Genomic DNA, 22,366 nt, shown 5'->3' on the forward strand with positions numbered 1-22,366 from the left:
AAGAGCAGAAGGAAAGTGTGTGATGCTGTCGCGCGGCTCTTCCGGATCTTACGGCGGCTTCTAGCGCCGGCCTCCACCCCAGGAGTGGCTGTTTCCCTGCCACGACGGAAGCGGCTCTTTCTTTCGAGGGGCGTAACCATGGATAACGGCTCTTAATGCTTTCGGAGACTCCCATGCATGCGGCGTGCCGGATAAAGACCTGTCAAACCAACGAGTTCGCGCAGTTCCAGCTCGTCTGGAATCCGACATTGTCGCACGCCCGACGATCGGGCAGGGGAAGCTCCGCGGCAGCGGCCCTTGCACACCGCAGGCTGACAGGGACAGCCGCCGATTTGACGCGCGTCCGGGTACTGATAAGGGGCCTTCCAACAGGGTTCGCGCACGAGGCGGGGTCTCCTGGTACACCCGCCCTGTGGCTTGGCTGCGGTCTGCTGCAGCCGTTCGTCTTTACTGCCCGTTGCGGACGATCTCGCACGAGTTGGTTCACGAGAGCGTCGTGAAGCAGTCGAGGCGTCCGGTTTGGCTCTGACAAGCGTCGCAAGATGTTCGCGGATCCAGCCATGTCTCCGCAATCCGACCGGTAACCGACGACGACTTCGGACTGGTTGGCGGTCCTACGACCTGATCGGTGTTCCTACGGAGCTGATCAGCGAGCCAAAAACAGCGGCAATGTGGTCTTCCCAAAGCTCCAGCTCGGCGGACCGCCGAAAATCCGCTCACGCAGCCCACGGCTGCCATAAGCACCCATAACCATCATGTCAGCACAGATGTCGTTCGCGTGCTGGGTCAGCACTGTGCCCGCCGATTTGCCGGCGCTCTTAAGCAGGTCAACGGAGACCCGAGCACCGTGCCGAGTAAGATAGGCAGCGATGTCAGCTCCAGACTGCGCGCCTTTCCCGTTGTTTTGCGCCTTTGGATCGACCATAGCGACACAGACTTCCTTGGCAGCGGATAGGATACTAAGAGCTTCCCGAACCGCACGCGAGGCCTCTACACGCGAATCCCAGCCGACCAGCACGCGTCGAGGCGACAGCGTCGCCTTAACGCCCTTCGGCACGATGAGCACCGGCTTTCCGCTATCGAACAAGCAGCCGTTGACAACAGGAGGTCCGAGAGTCTCATCGTTGAGGAGGTCTCCTCCAACGATCGTCAGGTCAGCGCAGAGCGCCCGCTGTCGTGCCACTTCACCGAGGCTAGCCGGATCGCAATAGTCGGTGTCAACGTCACAGGAAAGCGACATAGCTTTCAGCCTTTTGAGGATATCCGCGGACCGTCTTTCCATTCTGGTCACGTCCTGTGAAAATTTCTCGATTTGCTGAAATCGATAGTTCGGTACTGCAATTGCCTGTGCACGTCCTGTATTCCATTCGGGGGGCGGAGACAACATCAAGAGCAATGGAGGCGGTATAATGAGTACCGATAGGTGCGCGCCGACCTCGGCACACAGTCCGGCAGCTGTTGTGAGGTCCTCATCAGAATGATCAGCACCCGTCACACTGAATATGCTTTTAAATTCCATTTGCCTGCTTCTCCTGGTCTTCGTTAGGAGCGCCTCAAAGCGGCAACACCGCTCTCAGGAGGAAGAGAGAGCGGCACCACGTTCGATCACCGATTTCAGTCGTCCGGCTTCTCGAGCGAGTAGCCGGCCGACCTGACGGTGCGAATGACGCTGCCGGGCAAGGCCGTTTTCAGCGCCCTCCTGATTCGGCTGATATGGACATCGACGGTGCGTGCACCGACATGAATGTTGGGCAGCCAGGCCGCCCCGATAAGCTCGTCCCGGCTGAAGACCTTGCCGGGGGCCTCAATCATAAGCCGCAGCACGTTGAAATCGATCCGTCCGAGATGGATGTCGTGGCCATTACCGCGAACCCGATGGGCATCGAGCTTCATCTCCAGGCCTCCACAACAAATCCAACTGTCGTTTTCAACCCCGTTCGGACCACGCTTGGTCAGCCCGAGCCTCGCCCGCAGGCAGTCGAGCAGCTTGGCCGGAGCCACCGGCCGCACAAAGCTCTCAACGCCTGCCTTCAAGAGATCGAGGTGCTGGTGCTCGGCGCCAGGCGCGATCAGGGCGATGATAGGCAGGTCGGTGGTGCGCGGTTCCCGCTTGAGGTGGGCGCAAATTGCGGACCCGTTTATGCTGGCTGGGTCGCAATCCAGCACTACGGCCTGAAGCTCCCGTTGTTCGGCCAAGGCCAGCGCAGCCTTCGCGCCGTCTGCCGTCTCACTGCTGAAACCGTCAACCTCCAGTATGTGGCTGTAGAGCAGATAGAACTCGGCATCTTGCGAGCAGATCAGGACCAGCGGCTTCTTCATCGGCGATACCCCAACAACCTGGTCGGCCTCGAGTCCCTGGATCGAGGGGACTGGCCAACATAGTTTCTCGGGTCCGTCATGATGGCCTTTCTCGAAAATCGCGCCCATCATGCCAGCGCCACGTGGGGAAAGGTTTCGATGACTGAAATCGCATCGTCGACCAGCTTCGTACCGGCCGTGGCGAGCTTCAGGAGCGTCTCGAAGCCAAACCGGTGGACATCGCGCAGCGTTTTGGACAAAACGACCAGCCGTCCGGTCGTGAAAAGCACCCGACCAAAACCCTCATGGCTCACCTGGATCATCGGCGATGCCATAAGGCCGCAGCGCTCCTCGATCGCAAGCCCGATGGCGGCGTAGTACTTGTCGAGCCTCCACAGCACGTCGGGATCGGGATCTCCGATGATTGGGATCCCTCGGCGCTGTTCCTTGGTAATGATGAAGTCGCCCAGCAGCTCAGCGTCCGCTTTGCGTTCCCACGAGCCATAGGAATCCTGAGAACGGATCAGCCGCACGAGGCATTTGACGAACGGGGTGCAAAGAGCCGCCTCGTCTTCGGCGACAGCTGGGGGGATTGCGGGGTCAGGCATTGGCGTCCTCCTCTTTTCAGTCCTCGTCCTCGAAGGACGGTTTCTTTTCGGCAATGCCCGCTCGCGCCAGCACCTTGCGCAGCCAAGGCGGAGGACACGTCCTGAGCATCATCTGCGTGCGCAAGAGCACCTGTGGGATCGATTGGGGCTCCGCCACTTTGATCGGGTGGATTTTTGCCGCGACAAGCTTGGCTGCCGAAGGGCCGCCAATTGCCAGACAAAACAGGATCTGACAGCCCTTGAGCGCATCCACCTTTGGCGTGATGCGATCATCGCGCTCGGCCCGATGCTCCCCGCTTTCATCGGACACGTCATCGAAGGCCACGGCTTCTACGAGATTCCATTCCTCGCGCGTCACGTCGTAGACAGCAAAGCGCCTGGCCGACCCGAAATGGGCGTTGAGGTCCTGCATGTCCTGAGTGGCGATCGCAACGCGCAATGCGCCCTTACGTCGTTCAGGCATCGGGGCGAAAACCTCACTACTGACCAGCGAGAGGCGGCGAACAGCGTTCATCGTGATATTTCTCGATTACGGAGTGGATCAAGCGCCTCAGGAGTGGGCGCGTGTTGGTTGGCCTGGAAGATGCTGGCGACCTCGAAGATCATGTCGCGGGTGCCCTGATAGAGAATTGCGAGCTTGTGCTGGCTGCCTAGTCGATCGAAGACCGGGAACCCGATGCGCATGAGCGGAATTCGGAGCCGCTCCGATGCTTGGCGCCCGTGCGAATGCGTGACAAGCAGGTCAGCACCGACGGCAAGACTTTCCAGATCGCCGAGATCGCCGATCTGAACCGAAACCGCCGGGACTTTCTCGAGAATTTTAGACCTGTCGGTCGTTGTGACGGCCGCGGCTATCTCGGAGCCGAGGCCAGCAAAGAAGGTCGCAAGTTGGAACAGCTGGTCTGGTTCGGCAGCGATGGCAATTTTCTTGCCGCCGAAATGGAAATGTCCGTCGAGCATCGCGTCCTGCAATTGCGCCCGGCGCCGGCGCACGCGGGCCGGTACCGCCGCGCCCGAAATCGCAGACAGCAGCGACACGAAGCGGTCCGTGTCCTGCAGCCCAGTCAGTGACTGGAACAACACGTAAGGCACGCCGGTCAACCCGTGCAGCGCTTTCGCCGGGCGGCGCATGTGCTCACCGATGGCGATGCATTGCATGGCCGTGCCCAACTCGCGAATGTCTTCGACGCTGGTGCCGCCGTATGTGGTCGCTACCCAGCGGTCAGGAACCGTACCGTCGAGCGAGCCTGAAATGTCGGGCAGAATAACCGGCTTGAGCCCAAAGCTTTCAACCATGTCCCGCATATGCTCGATGTCGGCGATAGAGAGGTTGCATCCGGGCAGGATTGCGATCTTCTTCGGGTGCCGCGCCCGTTCGCCCGAGCGCGTAATCCCTTCGATCATTGCGGTGACTGCCTTGGCCCAGCCCTCTTCGATCGCGCCGTCAAAATCCGGCGTGTTGGCCAGCACGACCTCCGTACCCGCAAGCTGTTGCGTGTGCTTCCGCATGATGTTGGCAATATCACCCGCGCAATCTTCGCCACGCGTCTCCACCAGCGCGGTCGTGCACACCCCGATCAGCGTTGGCTTCGTGCGGTTCTTGAGGTTGAGGATCGCCTCTTCCAGATGGTCGGCTGCGCCGAGGATGGTCGCCACCTCATCCATCGCCGTAGTCTGCAAGGGAATCGCTTCTTTGAAGTGCCGCACGAAGAGAACGAGCGCAAAGCTTGTGCAGCCTTGGCTGCCGTGGAACAGCGGCATCGCACCGTCGACGCCAAGAAAGGCAAAGGCGGCACCCAGCGGCTGCGACGACTTCAGCGGGTTGACTGCCGCCGATTTGCTCTGGGGAAGGATGCGGGCCATCGGTCGCCTCAACACTCGTGTGCCGTCGCGCAGGCGAATTCATCAAACAGGTACGCGGTCTCGTTCCTCGTGCACGGCAATTCGCCTATCAGCTCAGGCTGGCAATCCCACGGGGCCGGCTGGCGCACCTGAGACCAGATCGGATTGTGAATGGCGAGGTCGATCTGGCGTACGAGTTCCACCATGCCGTCATAGCCGGCATAAGGATGCTGGCGCTCCTGGTTGATATCGAGCCAGGGCGTCTTGGCCTTGAGCGCAATGAATTGCGTGCGACCGCCCGACAGCATGATATCGGCCCTGTGTTCAGAGAGCATGGCGTACAGCTCGCTCGCAGCCATGGATTCGAACATGTGCTTGTCGTGCTTGAGAACTTGTTTGATGCGCTCCTTGTCCTGCACCGTAGATTTCTTGATCGAGGTGCCGACGATCTCGATTCCGATCTCCATCAGCGCATGGACAACCGACCAGGACTTCACACCGCCTGTGTTGAGCAGCACGCGCTTGCCTTGGAGCCTTTGCCGGTAGGATTCGAGTTTCTTCCACGCGATCGCCTCCTGCTGCGCGATCAGCGTCTCTGTGCGCTCGAGGATCTCCGGATCGGCGCCCTTCCTCACCAGCAGCCTGACAAGGTTTCGAAGAGCTTGCGATGTGTCGGAGATGCCATAGAAGGAGCCCTCGAAGAACGGGATGTCCCAGCGCTCCTCCATCTTGCGGGCAAGACTGATCAGCGCGGTCGAGCACACCATCATTGCCGCCCGGGCGCGGTGCGCGGAAGCAATGTCGCGGTAACGCGCATCGCCGGGAATGCAGGCGCGCACCCGGATCCCGAGCCGATCGAGGAGCGGCTTTACAAGCCAGAATTCGCCCGAGAGGTTGAATTCGCCAAGGATGTTGATGTCGTAGGGTCCGGGGTCGTCGGGTTCGACCGTGCCGATGACATGATCGAGCAACGCCTCGGCGGCGAGCTTATTGCCGAGGTTCTTGGAGCCTGCCAGGCCAGGCGCATTGATCGGCACCACGGCCAAACCGAACTTTTCCGTGGCGCGTTTGCACACGGCCTCGATGTCGTCACCGATCAGCGCCGTTACGCAAGTCGAGTAGACGAAGATCGCCGGCGGCGCGTATGTGTGCTTGATCTCGCGGATCGCCTTGAAGAGTTTCCGCTCGCCCTGCCCCATCACAAGGTCGAGTTCGGTGAGGTCGGTCGTGAAGCTTGTCCGCCACAAGGTCGGCCCTGACGAAACCGCACCACGGTTGTCCCAAGAATTGCCCTCGCAGGCGAGCGGCGCATGGACCAGATGCGCAACGTCGGTGATCGGCTGCAGGACGATCTTGGCTCCGTCAAAGGCGCAGCCGCCGGCTGCCGCCCCTGGTGTCAGCGACTTCGAGCAGCCCTCCTTGCGCGCCTTGGCATCTTTGCCACGGTTCTTATCGCAGGCGGGCTCATCGAAGGCGTCCTTGATTTTGGCGCTGAGGGAGGACATTGCTCAGCCTCCCCAGTCCATTGGGCAAGGAATGGCCTCGGCGAAAAGCCGGCCACGGCTCTTAGCGCGTGAGGTCATAGGAATAATCCGTCACACCCGTCTCGCTCGTCTCGCGATCGAGTTTGTCGAAGATCTTGTCGAGGATCGTCGTCAGCACGCGCAACGCTCCCTGGTAGCCAAAGAGCGCAAAGCGGTGATGATGGTGCCGATCGAAGATCGGAAACATCAGCCGGATCAGCGGTGTTCCGGTGTCGCGCTCCAGGTACTTGCCGTAGGAATTGCCGATCAAAAGGTCCACCGGCTCGGTAAAGAGCAGTGAGCGCAGCGCCCACAGGTCCTTGCCCGCCCAAACCTGGGCAGCCTTGCCGAAAGGCGAGGATGCTAGCAGCTTCTTCAAATCGGCTTCCCATGCCGAGGTGCCATTGGTGGCGAGGCAATGGGTTGGCTCGCCGCCGGTCTCCATGACAAAGCGGGCCATTGCGTGAACGAAGTCGGGATCACCGTAGATGGCGTATTTCTTACCATGCAACCAGGATTGGCTGTCCGCCATGGCGTCTACCAGTCGGCCGCGCTCGAGGCGAATTGCCTCGGGAATCTCCTTGCCGGAAATCGCCGCGACCTCCATCAGGAATTCGTCCGTCGCCTGAACGCCGAGCGGATAGTGGAACGAGGCCGTCGCCTGCCCGACCTCCTCGCAATAGCCCAGTGTCTTTCGGGTGTTGTGATGCTGCAGCGAAAGCGTTGCCTCGGCGTTGAGGGCCTTCTTCACCTCGTTGATCTTCGTGCCCCCGTCATACATGCGGTATTCACCGTCCGAAGGCGTATCGAACTGGTCAGAGGCATCCTGGATCAATGTATAGGACACGCCCATTACATCGAGCAGGCGCTTGAGCTCCCGGTTGTTGCCGACGCAGAAGCCGTCGAAGCCCGGAATGATGTTGATGGTTCCTTCGATTTGCGTACGCTCCTGACCTTTCCAGAAGTGCTCCAAAATGCCTTTGACCATGTTGTCATAGCCGTCGACATGACTGCCAACGAAGGCCGGGGTGTGGGCAAAGGGCACGTCGAAGTCGCGCGGGACTGAATCTTCGTCCTTGGCGTTCTGGATGAAGCTGTGCAGGTCGTCGCCAATGACCTCTGCCATACAGGTCGTCGACACGGCAATCATCTTGGGGTCGTAGAGCTGGTAGGTGTTGGCGAGCCCGTCGACCATGTTCTTCAGGCCGCCAAACACCGCCGCATCCTCGGTCATTGAGGAGGAGACCGCCGCGGCAGGCTCCTTGAAATGGCGCGACAGGTGCGAGCGGTAATAGGCGACGCAACCTTGGCTGCCGTGGACGAAGGACATGGTTCGCTCGAAGCCGGCGGCAGCGAATACCGCACCCAGCGGCTGGCAGGCCTTGGCCGGGTTCACGACAAGCGCTTTGCGGGCGAGGTTCTTTTCGCGGTATTCCCACGTCTGGGTGAAATCGCGCTGATCGGAAATGATTTCATCGGGGTGCGGACATTCGAAGTTTAGCTTCTTCTCAGCGAGCATCTTTCTGTATTCCGGCTCGCGGAACAGGGGAGCGTGATCGAGAATTTTTTCAGCCGACTGCGGCATGATGATTACCTCTTTTGCATCTGGCTGCGCGGGACGGCAGCTCAGGACGTCAAGACGTTCCAGGCTCCGGCGGATCAGAGGCCGCGGGAGTTCACCGTCTCAGTGGGAGACTGGGGCTGAAGCAAATGTTTATTCGGCAGCCATCGCCCGCTCATCGCCCCGGCTTCTTTTCCAAGGCGCGTGGAATAGGTCCCAGACCGGGTTGTTAATGGCGAGATCCACATCACGTGCGAAAATGGCAAAGCCATCGTAGCCGTGATACGGGCCTGAATAATCCCAGGAATGCATCTGGCGGAACGGTATGCCCATCTTCTGCACCGGGTATTTTTCTTTGATTCCCGAGCCGACCAGATTTGGGCGAATCCCTTCGATGAATTTCTCCAACTCATAGCCGGTCACGTCATCGTAGATCAGCGTGCCGTTCTTCACGTAGTGGCCGGTGCGCTGATAGTCGTCGCTGTGGGCGAATTCATAGCCGGTGCCCACGATGACCATGCCGAGGTCCTCGTAGGCCGTGACGACGTGGCGGGGGCGCAGGCCGCCCACATAGAGCATCACGGTATTTCCTTCCAGGCGCGACAGGTACTTGGCGATGACCGCATCAACAAGCGGCCTGTACTTGGCAATGACCTTTTCGGTCTTCTCCTCGATTTCCGGCCCAAAATGCTTGGCTATGTTGCGCAGAGAGGCTTCGATCTGGGAGGGACCGAAGAAATTGTACTCCATCCAGGCGACGCCATACTTTTCCTCCATATGCCGACAGATGTAATTCATCGACCGGTAGCAGTGGATAAGATTGAGCTTAGCCTTCGGGGCGCGCTCGATCTCTGCGAGTGTGGCGTCACCCGACCAGTTGCCAACCACGCGCAGCCCTATCTCCTCAAGCAGTATGCGCGAGGCCCAGGCATCGCCGCCGATATTGTAGTCGCCGATGACGTTGACGTCGTAGGGGCCGGCCTCGAACTTGACATCCTTTTTGTCGAAGACCCAATCCCGGATTGCATCATTGGCGATGTGGTGGCCAAGCGACTGCGAGACGCCGCGGAAGCCCTCGCAGCGTACCGGCACGATCGTCTTGTCATACTCCTTGGTCTTTTTGCGAGAAACGGCCTCGGTGTCATCGCCAATCAGGCCGATAGGGCATTCGGACTGCACGGTGATGCCGTTGTTGAGCGGAAACAAGACTTCAATCTCGTCAATGATCTGTTCCAGCTTCTTGTCGCCGCCGAAGACGATGTCCTTCTCCTGGAAATCGGAGGTGAACTGCATTGTCCCGAACGTGTCGACGCCCGTTGTACCGACGTAGTAGTTGCGGCGCTGCGACCAAGAATATTGGCCGCAGCCGACCGGGCCGTGCGAGATATGGACCATATCCTTGACTGGCCCCCACACCACGCCTTTCGAACCAGCATATGCACAGCCGCGAATCGTCATCACCCCGGGAATGGACTTGATGTTCGATTTGACGTCGCATTCGGAAAGGACCTCGCTTTCCCCGCCAGCCTCGTTGCCGCTCTTTGCGACGTTGAGGTGCTTCTTGCGGCGCTTCGCCGCCTTGTCGGGATAATGCGACAGCACCTCTTCGATAAGCTTCGCATGAAGAGCACCGTCATTCTCGTATTCCCGGCTCATGAGTCCCCCTTTCAAGGTTGGGTGACGCCTCAAAGAATAGGCGCCGTTCTCTGCAAGGCGCGCCGATTCATGGCAGCGCTAATGTCACTACTGGGCCGCCGCCTTCGCCGCTTCCTTGGAGTGAAGCTCGGCAAGCATCTGCTCGTCGGTCTTCATGATGCCGAAGTCGAGCAGCATCTCCTCCAGCTCCTCCATGGTGATCGGCGTCGGGATCGTACCCTGGCCCGAATTGGCGTGGATCTTCTCGGCCAGAGCGCGGTATTCCCCTGCCTGCTTTGAGTCCGGCGCGTACTGGATCACCGACATCTTCCTGAGTTCGGCATGTTGGACGATGTTGTCGCGGGGCACGAAGTGGATGAGCTTGGAATTCAATCGGCCAGCCAGTGCTTCGGCCAGATCGAGTTCGCGGTCGGTTTGACGTTCATTGCAGATCAGCCCGCCCAGCCGCACACCGCCCGAATGGGCATATTTGAGGATGCCCTTGGCGATGTTGTTGGCGGCATAGAGCGCCATCATCTCGCCGGACATGACGATATAGATCTCCTGGGCCTTGCCTTCGCGGATCGGCATGGCGAAGCCGCCGCATACCACGTCGCCGAGGACGTCATAGGAGACATAATCGACATCGTCATAAGCGCCATTCTCCTCGAGGAAATTGATCGAGGTGATGACGCCGCGGCCGGCGCAACCGACACCCGGCTCGGGGCCGCCGGACTCCACGCACTTGATGCCTCTGTAGCCCACCTTGAGCACGTCCTGGAGTTCGAGGTCTTCCACCGAACCTTCCTGTGCGGCGAGATCCAGGACGGTATCCTGAGCTTTCGAATTCAGGATCAAGCGTGTGGAATCGGCTTTGGGGTCGCATCCTACGATGAGGATTCTCTGCCCGAGGTCGACAAGGGCAGCGAGCGTATTTTGGGACGTGGTGGACTTGCCGATGCCGCCTTTTCCGTAAAAGGCGATCTGACGCAGACCTGACATAATAGCTTTCCTTCCTTCGTTCTAATCATCGCGACTGCCCGCGACACAAGTGCCGATAGGCAGCTCGTGCCGCCTCACACCAAGCATCGCAAAAAGCGTACCAGCGTGATCGGCCGATCCCAGAAAAAACTTTGTCATTAAATTCCAGCCGCTTAGACGGCGGCAAAACGCGCGAACGGGCCTTTCAGGCGTCTGTCACGGACACGACAAAGCCGACACAGATTGTCGTGCGCCATCCAAACCGCCGTGTGTCGAGCTCGAAGCGGGAGAATGGGGAAGTTAGCCCAAAGCTGATGGCGAGACCATCGGAAGACATCGGCTCTTGTCTTTCCAGCCTGCCATTGATCGGGCGGTCGCTGGATGAGCAGGAGCCTGGGGCTTGACCGCGGCGCGGGTAGTTCAGGCAGGCTTACAGAGCGGGAACGCCGGCGGCCGATAGACATCCGCGCTTAACCTTTCATAGCCCGTCTACAAGTTGGTTCCGCCGACGCGCTATATGGAAGCCAAATAATTCAGTAGCTTAGCCGAGAGCATTGATTTTTTCAGAAAGATACGTGTTATACGCGTACGAACCGCCGAACCCATGGTCGGCGCCCTCATGCGCGTGAGACCCCGTTGTGGGCGAGGCTCGCGACTGGCTGCACGATCCTAGCCGGCCTGCTTGCCATTGAGTTTGGTCCCGCCGCGGTAGGCTGCGGCATCAAGGGCAACATCAGCTACAACACTGGCAAGAAGATTATCACGTTCTTGGACAGGAATCTTACTGGGAGACACGCATCAACAGGCGGGCGGGCGGGCTTCGAGAGGTTAGTGTCGCGGCAGCTTGCAGATCTGCCCACGGGGCCGCCACGATCGCAAAGTGTGTACAAAAGCGCCCTCTCTGCCGAACTGAACAGTGCTCACGGCCATAGCCTCGGATGAGCCCGACTGGCTTGACCTCTGCATGATGAGAGCAGCTTTTACACCAGGTGCGCAGCACATGTCTTTAACGAACGCATCGTCTTCAAGAATATAGAGAGCAATTCGGAAAACCGAGTAGTTGGCGGCGAAGCTAGGAGAAGGTATACACCACCCTCTTGTTACCCCAGAGTAGAACGTGCAGCTGCGGCAAGACGCGGGCTTCGAACCACCTGTCGATGTCACCTTTTCTACCAGCGATTCCATGCGCATCATATTCCGTCGGACTCGACAGAGACGTCTTCATTACCACGGCGGGGCGGCGTGTGATTGCCGGGTTGCAGACAAACCTCGCCGCGACGTCTTTGGGACGAGTGGTGTCGGCACCGAATCCCTATCATTTAGACTAGCCAGCTTGGGGAGCGCCGTCAGACCGCCAGACCGGAAGAGGAGGCTTCGCGCCAACTTGTGCCAAGAATGTTGGACCGTGCGGAACCGCTGGGGCGGCGCTCAACTCTGGCGCAGGATGAAGCGTCGATTGGGTGAATGAATAGGGCGCGCGTTCGACGGGTAGAGGGAGGCAAATCGCTGGATGTCTGCCGGATCAACGTCAACCGGTTCCATCGCCACCATCCACTCGACGTTTTCGGTGCACGGCGGCGTCGTCAGTGAGCCCTCATAAGTCCAATAGCCAAGCGAGGCTGGCAGAAGCCAGTTGGGATTCACCTCGTCGATCGTCACCTCCCCATTCGGCAGTTCGGGAAAGGCCGCAGCAAGGGCAGCAAAGCTGGCATTTGTCGCGCCGGGCGTTAAAAAGACGCCCAGCACGCCCAGAGTACCACTTTGCGTGTCCTTGTGAACGAAATGCACCTCCATCGGGAAGCTCTTGCCCGCCACGTGATGTTCGCTTGGCGCATGGAAATGGAACTGTACCAGTTCGTAGACACGATCGCTGCGGGTCAGCGTGCTGCCTTGTGGCATATTGATTTGAATGGTGTGGCCGTTGTTCACCATATTGCCGCCGCCCTTGTGCCAGCCGATGGCGATATGCGGGATATCCGCCTTGACCGCGCTGTTGATATTGATCGGCGATTGCTGCGTGCCGGCAGAGCATACGAAATTTTCCTTATCCAGATCAGCCCAGTGCTCCGGTCCGACCGGACCGGTGTACCCCCAATGGGCACTGGTCGCTTGGGCGGCTTGAACGCAAATCCGGCATGCGCCGAGCGCAACCAACCCTTTGATCAGGTGACGACGATACATATTACTTTTGCTCCTCTTGCGAACTGATGTTGGTGGCTGCCCTAATGGACGCGTGATGGCCAATCGGCGCGGCCAGTATTGTCCTTTGCAACTGATAGATGCCCGCATGCCTTGGCGTGCTTTCATAAGTGCGGCTGCCGTTTCTCGGCTGGCCGGCTTCTGCAGCCCGCAACGGGAGCAGTTTCAACCAGCTAAACGATAAAAAATTTGAGCAGACCAGCGCTTGACCCCCGCCGCAAAGGCACAGGCGAAGGTGATCACTGCGCGGCTGCCGTTCGCGCCGGAGGCCGCATCGCTATACTTTACACTCGCTGCCCAAGGAGACGCAGGCGACCCTAATACGTTTTCATCGCTACTCCCGACGCAGCCGACCCACGCCACGAAAACGTTGCTATATTTCACGTTGGGCCAGTGAGGAAATCGATCTTCTTTATGGAAGGCATTTGCGCAATGGATGCATTCCCATGCTGACAGTCGTGCGTCAGGCCGGACAATGAGATACATCGATAAGAGCTGGACAAGGATGAGGGGATGACGTGCTTGCGACGGAGCAGGTGGGGCGAGAAGGCCAGTTCTTGCGGATTTCAACTTTGCGTGACGACAGCTCATCGGAGTCAAGGTGACACACGCCGGCAGCGGGGTGTCCGGGCGGTTTCCAGCCGCACAATCGCGAGACCGCTGACGCGAACAAAGCTCGGCTGTACTCGGCACGCGAAGAGAGCCTGCCAAGCCGTTGGAGCCCGGCCTTCCGGTGCGACGCAAGCCGCAGACTAGACCGCCCTCTTGTTACCCCAAAGCAGAACGTGCAGCTGCGGCAACACGCGGGCTTCGAACCACCTGTCGCTAGTCACCCTTTCGACAAGCCATTCCATTCGCATCATTATTCCGTCCAAGTCGACAGAGGCGTCTTCACTGCCAGGGCGCGGCGGCGTGTGATTGCCGGGTTGCAGATAGATCGGAAGGTGCGGATATCTCGCCGCGACTTCTTTGGCGTAGGCATAGTCACTCTCGTCGAAAACGACGAGCTTGAGCACGATTTGCGGCTTCTCTTGCGCCGCTTCGAGGCATGCATCAAACGCAGCCCAACGGGTGGTCATCTCGCTGGACGGCGGCTTTGGGCTAAGGGTCAGCACGTCAAGATCCGCAAACCACTCCCTCACCACGGAACCCTGCGTTTCCAGTGCAAAACGATAGCCCTCGCGATGGCCGCGTTCTATGAGGGGACCGAACGGCTGAATGGCCGGGTTGCCGCCTGACAAGGAGACCATAACCGGCCTGCCGCCGGAAAGCGCATGGACGGTTTGCCACACGGCATCGATCGGCATCGGTAGCCATTCATGGCGATACTGATTGTCCACCGCGTGAAGGCTGTCGCACCATGAACAGCGATAATCACATCCGCCGGTTCTGATGAACACCGTCGGCAAGCCGATGAGCACGCCCTCGCCCTGGATAGTCGGCCCGAATATCTCGCTCACACGGATTGCGGGATGCATGTCGGTCACGGACGGTATTCCGCCCAAGTTTTCGGTGTTTCGCTAACGCGCACGGCCGCGGTCTGCGGCAGACGTGCCTTGCACCATTCATAGAAATGTCTGGCCAGGCATTCCGCCGTGACCTTCTCATGTCCCAGCACGTCGTTGAGGTGCCGATGGTCGAAGCTCTCGTCAATGTAGCGTTTGAGCGGCGCCAGATCGTGATAGTCGCGCACGAAGCCGTGGGCGTCCAGTTCCTTGGCCGACAGCTCCACTACGACGACATAGTTATGCCCGTGCAGGCGCGCGCATTGATGGTTGGGAGGCAAGGAGGTGAGCTGATGCGAGGCCGAGAAGTGGAATTCCTTGGTGATGTGGAACATTACGCGCGCCTCCTGCGCAGCGCCTCAAGCCAGAAATCGGCGTCCTCGTAGTCGGTGGGATCAGCGTGCCCGGCGAGATGGAACGCTTCGCGCCGCTCGACGCAGGTCCCGCATCGTCCGCAGTGACGCACGCCGCCCTTGTAACAGGACCAGGTCTCAGCAAACGGGGTGCCGTATCTTGCGCCATCCGCAACAATGTCAGCTTTTCCGAGATTCACATACGGTGCATAGAGGCGTATCTGCGCATAGCCGTCGAGCGCGCGGTCTTGCATTGTCTGGAAAGCTTCAATGAAGGCCGGACGGCAATCGGGATAGATGAAATGGTCCCCACCATGCACGGCCGCCGCCACCGCTTCGGCGCTGTGGGCGGCGGCGAGACCGAAGGCGATTGCCAACATGATGGCATTGCGGTTCGGCACCACCGTAATCTTCATCGTGTCTTCGGCGTAGTGGCCGTCCGGCACGTCGATACTGCTAGTCAGCGCTGAGCCGGAAAGGCCACGGCCAATTTCGCCGATGTCGATGATCTGGTGCGGGACCTTCAGTCGCTGCGCGCAAAGAGCGGCGAAGCCCAATTCCTTCCTGTGCCGTTGGCCATAGTCGAAAGATAGAAGGCCGGTGAGTTCGTGCTCCGCTGCCACCATGTGAGCAAGGGAAACGGAGTCCAATCCGCCAGAGCAGACGGCGAGAGTCTTCATCATTGGTATCCTTGTTTTGACCGGGTAAGGCTGCGACCGGAGATTTCTCTGCGCCCCCACTACTCCAGCGACTCAGTTTTGTGAACCGGGAGAATTTGCGCTCAGCCCGATTGGAACGGGAGTGCGTCGCGTCCAACACGCGTGATCAATAAAAGTTGAGCGCTTCAGCAGTTTGTTTCGCATCGCGCCAACTTTCGCAATCTGCTGTCGGATCGTCGACTTCGAGACAAGGTGATGTTCGGCCGACATCGGCTGACTCTTAATTAAGCCGCAGAACACATGTTGGCTTTCTGGCCTTCGCTTGTGCGGTTGGCACGACAATTGACATTCTAATTGTGGGGCGGCACACCCCGCCAGCCGAAAGTGGCAGTGAGCTCCTTCAGGCGCAGGTTGATGTGCTGATTATTCGGCGATTTTCCGATCTCGAACCAGAAAGCGAGGGCGACATGGATGCCAGCAAATTTGACATTGGCGACATCCGCCTGGAGAACCCTGCGCGGCGCGATTGAGGCCGCAGGCGAGCCTGCTCTACCTGCCGCCCTACAGTCCCGACTTCAATCCGATTGAGAACGCCTTCGCCCAACCTAAGGCGCTGCTGCGAGCAAAGGCCGACCATCAAGGCTCTATGGGACTGACGTTGCCCCAGCAGTTTTGAGTTCGTTTCCGGCGTGGGTTGTGCCCTGCTGGGCGGGTGAAGCGACGGGCGCTGGCGCGGAGCCTTTGGCATAGCGCAGCGCGAGCGACCGTCGCGGATTGAAGGTGCTGGCGAACTTGGCCGGGGTCTGCCAGGCGATTTGGGAGTGCGGCCGCGCGGTGTTGTAGTCGGCGTGCCACAGGGCGATGGCTACGCGCGCCTGAGCCAGCGAGGTGAACAGCGTCTCGTTGAGCAGTTCATCGCGCAGTCGGCCGTTGAAGCTCTCGATGAAGCCATTCTGCATCGGCTTGCCGGGCGCAATGTAATGCCATTCGACGCGGTTCTGATCCGCCCAGGAGAGGATGGCGTTCGAGGTGAACTCGCTGCCATTGTCGCTGACGATCATCCTGGGCCGGCCGCGCTAGTGATGAGCCGGTCCAATTCGCGGGCAACCCGCATGCCCGAGAGAGACGTATCAACGATGAGTGCCAGGCACTGTCTCGTGCAGTCGTCGACGACGGCCAGGATGCGGAAGCGGCGCCCGTCGGTGAGCTGGTCCGATACGAAGTCGAGCGACCAGCACTCGTCGGGCCTCAGCGGCACCAGCATTGGCGCCCTGGTCCCGATCGCCCGCTTGCGGCCGCCACGGCGGCGAACGGCGAGCTTCTCCTCCCGATAGAGCCGGAACAGCTTCTTGTGGTTCACGACCAGGCCCTCCCGCCTCAGCATCACGAGAAGACGCCGGTAGCCGAACCGGCGACGCTCCTGCGCGATCGCCTTCATCCGCTCGCGAACCTCCCGGTCGTCCGGCCTGCTGGTCTGGTAGCGAACCGTCATGCGGCAACAGCCGATGGCTTTACACGCCCGCCGTTTGCTCATCCCGAAGCCTTCCTTCAGGCGAGCGACAGCTTTCCGCTTGGCGGCGGGCGTCACCATTTCTTTCCCACAAGGTCCTTCAACGCGGCATTGTCGAGCATGGCGTCGGCCAGAAGCCGCTTCAGGCGCGTGTTCTCGTCCTCCAGCCCTTCAGGTCGCCGAGCCTCGGTGACATCCATCCCGCCGAAGCGGGCCTTCCAATTGTAGATCGAGGCGTCGCTGACCCCGTGCTTGCGGCACAGATCGCCAACCGATACCCCGGCCTCGTGTTTCTTCAAAATTCCGATGATCTGCTCTTCAGAGAAGCGGCTGCGTTTCATGTCCTGATCCTCTGGATGGGCCAGAACGAACTTCAAACCGGATTAGATCAGAGGGGCAAGGCCTCGGCGCGGTCGTCGACCTCTTCACCCCAGCCGAATGTGCCAACTACTTCAAAGCCGCAGGATATGACCTGGATCAGATAGGACGTGCTCCAATGGTTTACACCTGACAGGAGTCCGGCCCCCACAACCGTTTCGCAATGAGGAGCAGCGCTGCCGCTGCTCCTCCAATCACACGACGGATTCACGATGCGGCAACTCGAGCCATGATTTCGGATCGAATGGCCGATGCGGTGTATAGTGAGGCATCCAGCGGCAAATCCCCAAATGCCAGTTGACACAGAAGATAATTAGCACCTGCCTCTTCCAGCTGATCAAGGAGAGCTTTTCGGACAGAATCTGCCGTTCCCACGACGCACAATTCACTTTCAATTGCTGCATCGAAGTTCAAAGGCAAGTTTGGTGGAGTGGAAATGGCATTTAGTTCGTATAGAAATTTGAAGCTATTGAGCCATCGTTCATAGGCAGGTGCTGCGAGCAAATACGCATCTGTTTCAGAACGCCCTATCACCACCATTCGGAGCAATCCAAGAAATGGCGCTTGCTGGCCAATGTCAGCATCGTGAATTCGGGCGGCGCGGAACGCGTCGGTAACGCTGCGAACAGAAGTGGAAGGTCCGACGCAGGCGATGTTTGCCCCATTCGCAGCGGCCCAGCTAGCCGGCTCGGGTCGATTGGTGGCGATCCATGTCGGCGGATGGGGATATTGGTGAGGTCTCAACGTCAGCGGAACATCTTTCAACTCAAAGTGGCGGCCCTGATAAGAAAGCGTCCCGCCTTTCATCGCATTGATGAGAATCTCACTGGCCTCCGCATACTGTTCTGGTGCTGCTTCTACAGCAACCCCGAAGTATCCCAATTCAGTGGGAGCAGAGCCGCGCCCTATGCCGAGTTCAAGCCTGCCGCCGCTCAACTGATCAAGCATGCAGATCTCCTCGAAGGCACGCAGCGGATGATAGAGCGCAAGTAGCATTACCATGGGACCAACACGAAGACTGCGGGTTCGCTGGGCGACGCTCGCTAAGAACAAATTCGGTGATGGACCTCTGCCATGCGGCGTACAGTGGTGCTCGGCGAGATGATACGCATAAAAGCCATAGCCATCGCACGCTTCTGCTAGGCTCAGCCGATCTGCATATTGTTGTGCGATGTCATCGCCGTTTTCGTCCAGATGATCGAAGATGCCGAAGGTCAGGCCCGAAGCGGAAATTTTCTTCAATTAATTGTTCTCCAAATTACCTATTATTTATTCGCTAATCATCATAGCTGGCGACATATCAGCACCTATTACTTGGCGCTTAATGTGAATTGACTTAATGCTTGTGCACACCGCGATTCTTCTTAAAGCTCATACAGACGCGTTTGGCGGCAGCAAGGAATTTGTCCATCTGCTCTGTGGTGCCAATGCTGACGCGAATACAGTTCTTCAAATCTACGTCAGGAAAGCTGGCGATGAGGATCGCCTGCTCTTTCAACGCGGCTTGCCAGCATGAGCCCTCCTGTCCCGCCGGCACACGGGCCAGCAAAAAGTTTGCGTGGGAGGGTGTTACGGAAAAGCCAAGTTGCAACAGCGCCAGGGTCACTCGCTGTCGTTCATGCTTGATGTGCCTGTGGTTCTCTTCGTAGGCGTGGCGATGCGCAAGAATGCTTTTCCCGACCGCCTGCCCGATCACGTTCATGTTGAAGACATTCTGGATGTTGCGCAGCCTGCCAATGATTTCTGGGTGACCGAAACCGAAGCCGACTCGCACGCCAGCAGCAGCATAGCTCTTTGAAAAAGTCCTCAAGATCAAAAGATTCGGATGTCTATTGACGAGGCGCAGGGCATTGTCGGGTGCGAAGTCAACGTAGGCCTCATCCAAGACGACCAAGCGATCTGCTTGCTCCACAAGGCGTTCGATTTCGGCCACCGGCACGAATGTTCCGGTCGGATTGTTCGGATTAGCCAACAGAATGAACTTCGCGTCTTTTGCGGGGCCGGACAGCAGTTTTTCTATCGGCAGGGGATGAGCTTCGCTCGATGCGATTTCGAGAAACTCGGCACCCTGCAACATGGCAAGTTTACGGTTGAACGAAAATCCGGGCGACAGCATCGCCACTCTATCTCCTGGGGCGAGGAAAGCTCTGTAGATGAGTCCGAGCAGCTCCGACGAACCGTTGCCGGCAATCACCTGATCTTTGGAAAATCCGTAAGCATCGGAGGCAGCTGCCCTTAAGCTGAGATTGTCGTCTTCCGGATAAAGATACTGGTGTTCGATCGCAGCAATTGCACTTTGCATTACGCTCTTCGGCAACGGAAACGGGTTCTCGTTCGTATTTAGCTTAACGCAATTTGCATCCGTCGCTGGTCCGTTGGACGAGAGAGCATCTAATTTGCTGGCCACCGGCGAAAAAAGCGAAAGCACGGTCTTCAGTTTTGCATCGCACATGTTCTTCTCCGTTTTTCAGTCCCGCAGGGCATGTGACATGAGGCAATAGTTGATCGTGACTTGATCGACGTTCGGCTATATCAGCGCTGCCTTCCCACCCTGGTGGGGATCGCCGACCACGGTTTGGATTTGACACCGGCAAGCTGTCGAGAACCTGATGACGACCCAACGTGTGGCCGACGGCCGATTCGGCGCAACAGACGGTGTTTCAACATCGCATCGTCCTCAAAGCCGCATGCAGGGCCTGCACGACAGCCCGTCTCCAGCGCCCGCAGATAGGTGGAAGCCGAAGTCTTGCCGAACCTCAGTTGCTCTGCCACCTGGCCCACCGGACTGCCCTGTTTATGGGTCAGGCGCAGGATATCTCTGACGCTCGTTCGTCTTGCTTGCTTCCGTCTTGGCATGGGCTCTCTCGGTTTGCTGATGAGAGAGCCAAATACCGGCTCATCTGAGCATGAGACGCAGGCCTGACGATATGGAGCGTCGCTGTGGCGCGCGTAGCCAAGAGGGTTCGCCTCGGTGGCGGGGCATGCAAGACGGCGCACCTCCTTAGCCATCCTGTCCCATCGTCTCAGATCGTGAGGCGCACCTTATAGTCGGTGAGGAGATCTTGCAGGGTCAGGTTACGCCCTAGCGCTTAAGGTTGTTGGTCGCACCGAGCAAGCGCGGGACCTGTCGACGGACAACAGCGGTGCCACTGCCGGCACTAGGTCGTCCAGCATCGCAGTGAACCGCGTACGTAGTATTTTGTCGTAGGCGGCATTCTGGATAGCCGGATACGGGCTCTTCACCCGCTGCACCACCGATTGCGGGATGATGTCGCGAGAAACATTCACGGATTTCGTGAAAAAAGTGTACCCGCCGAAGAGCCCCACTCGCGGGGGCGGTGCAGCACCACCTCGGTGTCACTGCTCGTGTTCATGCGATGGACTAGGCCGGCCAGCTGTTGACGCAGCTCGCGGTAGTTGTAAGTCTCACCCGTGTAGACGAGCACCAAGTCAGGTCGGCCATCCTCCTGGAGCATCCTCGGCTGACGGCCGCCCTGGATATCGATGATTGCCAGGCGGTGGTGTCCCAGCGCCGCAGGCCCGCCGATCCAAGTCCCCTCGTCGTCCGGACCGTGGTTCGCTATGGTGGCCGTCATATCGGCAAGCTCCCTTCGCGCATCGGGACCTCCGAGGTCTCGATTGAAGTCGATCCATTCACAGATGCCGCACAGGTTATGTCGCCGCATTTGGGGCGAAGCAGATATAAGGCCAGTGGGAAACCATCGAGGCAAAGTGACGGATCTAGCCCAGCTACGATCCGCATCCGACATTGTCGGACATCGGACAGCACCGCGATTCGCTGCATAGGAAGCCTGGAGTCGCGATTTCCCTTGGGGGAATCAGCGCATGAAAGGAGAGCTGGGTCGTGTCTGCCGAAATGAGAAATTGCTCCCCCTTATTGCCTCACCGAGGAATGTTACCCAGCGCGATAGACGGACATGCCCTACCTCCCCCCGTTGCAGCTGAGGGAGATAGGGGCCAGCTCTTCATTCAACCCTCATGGAGGATGATCAGCCCAGCCATTTCCATGCGCCGGCCTTCACAAGCCGTGCACCATTCAGGTTCTTTTCCTTGAAGCGCGACGATCCTTGTCAGACGTCGCAACACTTGCTGCCGAGAGCACGAGCTCTTCCTCGAGCATGCCTTGATCTGCGCCTCGAACGGCTCGCACATGCTGGGTTTCAACGACTTCGCAGAGGTTGATATTCTGCAGTGACTTCGTCTCGCTGCTGCACGGCATTGACGCTGGGAGCCATGCTCGCGTGGCGCAATTGTGCTGAAGCCGGTGCCCACGGCAACGTTTCTTAACCCGCCCCAGATCCTGGCGTTTGGCTATTTCCGACATTCGTGTCCGGCTTCGGACAAAGGCCGGGTTTGCCGAACGGAGTCGCACCCAATTTCCAGTGCTGCTTGAGCAATAATATCGACCGGCATTACTGCACAACACGAAAGTTGCTGCAAAAACCGAAGTGAACCCAAGGCATCGGGTCAATTGGCATGGCGCTTGCGACTCGGTCGATAGAACGCAGTCAAAATCACGGTTGCAGACCATGCCTACCTCTCAAAGCTCGATAAAGCACGCGAGCGAAATTCCCCGTCTCCGCGGAAGCTCGTCGCCTTTAAACGTGCCTGCTCGGGGGCGGTCTTGCACAAGACCGGTCCGAGGCAACCACGCCAAGGCGCGAGGCTGCCGGAACTGTCGACCGAAGTCGATGCCGCTTCAGTTTAACCGAAAAATGCACCGTACCACTTTGGCCTGGGAGCAAATCAATGACCGACAGAAAGAACGTTCCTCTCGTGACCTTTCGCACGCGTGTTCGCGATGAGTCGATCGGGGGGCCAAATCCTTATCGGTGGGAGAACAAGACCTCCGACGATTATTTCGGGGGCAAGCGCGTCATCCTGTTCTCGCTGCCTGGCGCCTTCACCCCGACCTGCTCGACCTTCCAACTGCCCGATTTCGAAAAACTCTATGATCAATTTCTGGAACTGCGAATTGACGCGATCTACTGCGTCTCGGTCAACGATGCTTTCGTCATGAATGCGTGGGGAAAGTCCTTGGGGCTGCAGAAGATCGAGCTGATCCCAGACGGGTCGGGCGAGTTCACGCGCAAAATGGGCATGCTGGTCGCGAAGGACAATCTGGGCTTTGGCATGCGCTCCTGGCGATACGCCGCTCTGATCGACGATGGCGTGGTGGAGCAGTGGTTCGAGGAGGAAGGCTTCTGTGACAACTGCGAGACGGACCCCTATGGCGTTTCATCCCCGCAAAACGTTCTCGACAAACTGAAGGCGGCGGCATGACCCAGAAGTG

General features: G+C 58.8%; 18 protein-coding genes and 3 pseudogenes. 3 read left to right on the forward strand and 18 right to left on the reverse strand.

Annotation, left to right across the window (positions count from 1 at the left end):
* Window positions 1-646 precede the first annotated feature (646 nt).
* From EOA32_RS00270 to queC, 14 genes and pseudogenes are all read right to left on the reverse strand, one after another.
* On the reverse strand, window positions 647-1,519 hold the full coding sequence (locus tag EOA32_RS00270; RefSeq protein ID WP_126087041.1) for a universal stress protein: 873 nt from the start codon (window positions 1,517-1,519) through the stop codon (window positions 647-649).
* Between the two features lie 95 nt (window positions 1,520-1,614).
* On the reverse strand, window positions 1,615-2,319 hold the full coding sequence (locus tag EOA32_RS00275) for a response regulator transcription factor (RefSeq protein ID WP_224571202.1): 705 nt from the start codon (window positions 2,317-2,319) through the stop codon (window positions 1,615-1,617).
* A gap of 107 nt (window positions 2,320-2,426) precedes the next feature.
* Window positions 2,427-2,906, reverse strand: coding sequence for a NifX-associated nitrogen fixation protein (locus EOA32_RS00280; protein ID WP_024505267.1), 480 nt, complete (start codon window positions 2,904-2,906; stop codon window positions 2,427-2,429).
* Between the two features lie 16 nt (window positions 2,907-2,922).
* Window positions 2,923-3,420 carry a nitrogen fixation protein NifX gene (gene nifX / locus EOA32_RS00285; protein ID WP_063169371.1) on the reverse strand — a complete coding sequence of 166 codons (498 nt, stop codon included), beginning with the start codon at window positions 3,418-3,420 and terminating at the stop codon, window positions 2,923-2,925.
* Complete coding sequence (gene nifN, locus EOA32_RS00290; protein WP_126063827.1) at window positions 3,417-4,769, reverse strand: nitrogenase iron-molybdenum cofactor biosynthesis protein NifN; 1,353 nt, start codon at window positions 4,767-4,769, stop codon at window positions 3,417-3,419. Before nifN ends, nifX begins: the two co-directional genes overlap by 4 nt.
* Before the next feature lie 8 nt (window positions 4,770-4,777).
* Entirely contained in the window at window positions 4,778-6,253 is a 1,476-nt protein-coding gene (gene nifE, locus EOA32_RS00295; RefSeq protein WP_095489376.1) for a nitrogenase iron-molybdenum cofactor biosynthesis protein NifE, read from the reverse strand.
* A gap of 61 nt (window positions 6,254-6,314) precedes the next feature.
* Window positions 6,315-7,856: a nitrogenase molybdenum-iron protein subunit beta gene (nifK, locus tag EOA32_RS00300; protein ID WP_126063826.1), complete on the reverse strand. Its 1,542-nt coding sequence runs from the start codon at window positions 7,854-7,856 to the stop codon at window positions 6,315-6,317.
* Window positions 7,857-7,985: 129 nt separating this feature from the next.
* On the reverse strand, window positions 7,986-9,488 hold the full coding sequence (nifD, locus tag EOA32_RS00305; RefSeq protein ID WP_024505262.1) for a nitrogenase molybdenum-iron protein alpha chain: 1,503 nt from the start codon (window positions 9,486-9,488) through the stop codon (window positions 7,986-7,988).
* Between the two features lie 87 nt (window positions 9,489-9,575).
* Entirely contained in the window at window positions 9,576-10,469 is an 894-nt protein-coding gene (gene nifH / locus EOA32_RS00310; RefSeq protein ID WP_024505261.1) for a nitrogenase iron protein, read from the reverse strand.
* 1,051 nt (window positions 10,470-11,520) lie between these two features.
* Window positions 11,521-11,716: pseudogene (locus EOA32_RS39535) on the reverse strand (7-carboxy-7-deazaguanine synthase QueE); the annotation flags it as partial.
* A gap of 160 nt (window positions 11,717-11,876) precedes the next feature.
* The gene (locus tag EOA32_RS00320) at window positions 11,877-12,629 is read right to left on the reverse strand and encodes a carbonic anhydrase (protein WP_126063825.1); all 753 of its coding nucleotides are present in this window, start codon (window positions 12,627-12,629) and stop codon (window positions 11,877-11,879) included.
* A gap of 770 nt (window positions 12,630-13,399) precedes the next feature.
* Window positions 13,400-14,125 (reverse strand): 7-carboxy-7-deazaguanine synthase QueE, encoded by a 726-nt coding sequence (gene queE, locus EOA32_RS00325; protein WP_164752747.1) that lies wholly within the window; start codon window positions 14,123-14,125, stop codon window positions 13,400-13,402.
* Between the two features lie 5 nt (window positions 14,126-14,130).
* Window positions 14,131-14,487, reverse strand: coding sequence for a 6-carboxytetrahydropterin synthase QueD (gene queD, locus EOA32_RS00330; protein WP_126063824.1), 357 nt, complete (start codon window positions 14,485-14,487; stop codon window positions 14,131-14,133).
* Window positions 14,487-15,185, reverse strand: coding sequence for a 7-cyano-7-deazaguanine synthase QueC (queC, locus tag EOA32_RS00335; RefSeq protein WP_063170389.1), 699 nt, complete (start codon window positions 15,183-15,185; stop codon window positions 14,487-14,489). Before queC ends, queD begins: the two co-directional genes overlap by 1 nt.
* Before the next feature lie 335 nt (window positions 15,186-15,520).
* Here queC and EOA32_RS38275 point away from each other — a divergent pair, with 335 nt between their 5' ends.
* Window positions 15,521-15,694 carry a hypothetical protein gene (locus EOA32_RS38275; protein ID WP_167512160.1) on the forward strand — a complete coding sequence of 58 codons (174 nt, stop codon included), beginning with the start codon at window positions 15,521-15,523 and terminating at the stop codon, window positions 15,692-15,694.
* Window positions 15,678-15,795 (forward strand): annotated as a pseudogene (locus EOA32_RS00340) (transposase); the annotation flags it as partial. The gene EOA32_RS38275 and the pseudogene EOA32_RS00340, both read left to right, overlap by 17 nt.
* Window positions 15,796-15,808: 13 nt before the next feature.
* On the opposite strand, the pseudogene EOA32_RS00345 reads toward EOA32_RS00340, so the two are convergent.
* The 4 genes and pseudogenes from EOA32_RS00345 to EOA32_RS00360 all read right to left on the reverse strand — a co-directional run bounded on the left by EOA32_RS00345 (window position 15,809) and on the right by EOA32_RS00360 (window position 20,648).
* Window positions 15,809-17,015: pseudogene (locus EOA32_RS00345) on the reverse strand (IS3 family transposase).
* Between the two features lie 244 nt (window positions 17,016-17,259).
* Window positions 17,260-18,294 carry an LLM class flavin-dependent oxidoreductase gene (locus EOA32_RS00350; RefSeq protein ID WP_095484287.1) on the reverse strand — a complete coding sequence of 345 codons (1,035 nt, stop codon included), beginning with the start codon at window positions 18,292-18,294 and terminating at the stop codon, window positions 17,260-17,262.
* Between the two features lie 94 nt (window positions 18,295-18,388).
* A complete protein-coding gene (gene hisC / locus EOA32_RS00355; protein ID WP_126063823.1) occupies window positions 18,389-19,504 on the reverse strand; it encodes a histidinol-phosphate transaminase in 1,116 nt (371 codons plus the stop codon).
* Window positions 19,505-20,336: 832 nt separating this feature from the next.
* A complete protein-coding gene (locus EOA32_RS00360; RefSeq protein ID WP_206437555.1) occupies window positions 20,337-20,648 on the reverse strand; it encodes a hypothetical protein in 312 nt (103 codons plus the stop codon).
* 1,174 nt (window positions 20,649-21,822) lie between these two features.
* Between EOA32_RS00360 and EOA32_RS00365 the strand changes: the two genes are divergently transcribed.
* A complete protein-coding gene (locus EOA32_RS00365) occupies window positions 21,823-22,356 on the forward strand; it encodes a peroxiredoxin (protein WP_029356553.1) in 534 nt (177 codons plus the stop codon).
* The last annotated feature ends 10 nt before the right edge of the window (window positions 22,357-22,366 follow it).

The organism is Mesorhizobium sp. M1A.F.Ca.ET.072.01.1.1 (assembly GCF_004023325.1).
Classification (GTDB): Bacteria; Pseudomonadota; Alphaproteobacteria; order Rhizobiales; family Rhizobiaceae; genus Mesorhizobium.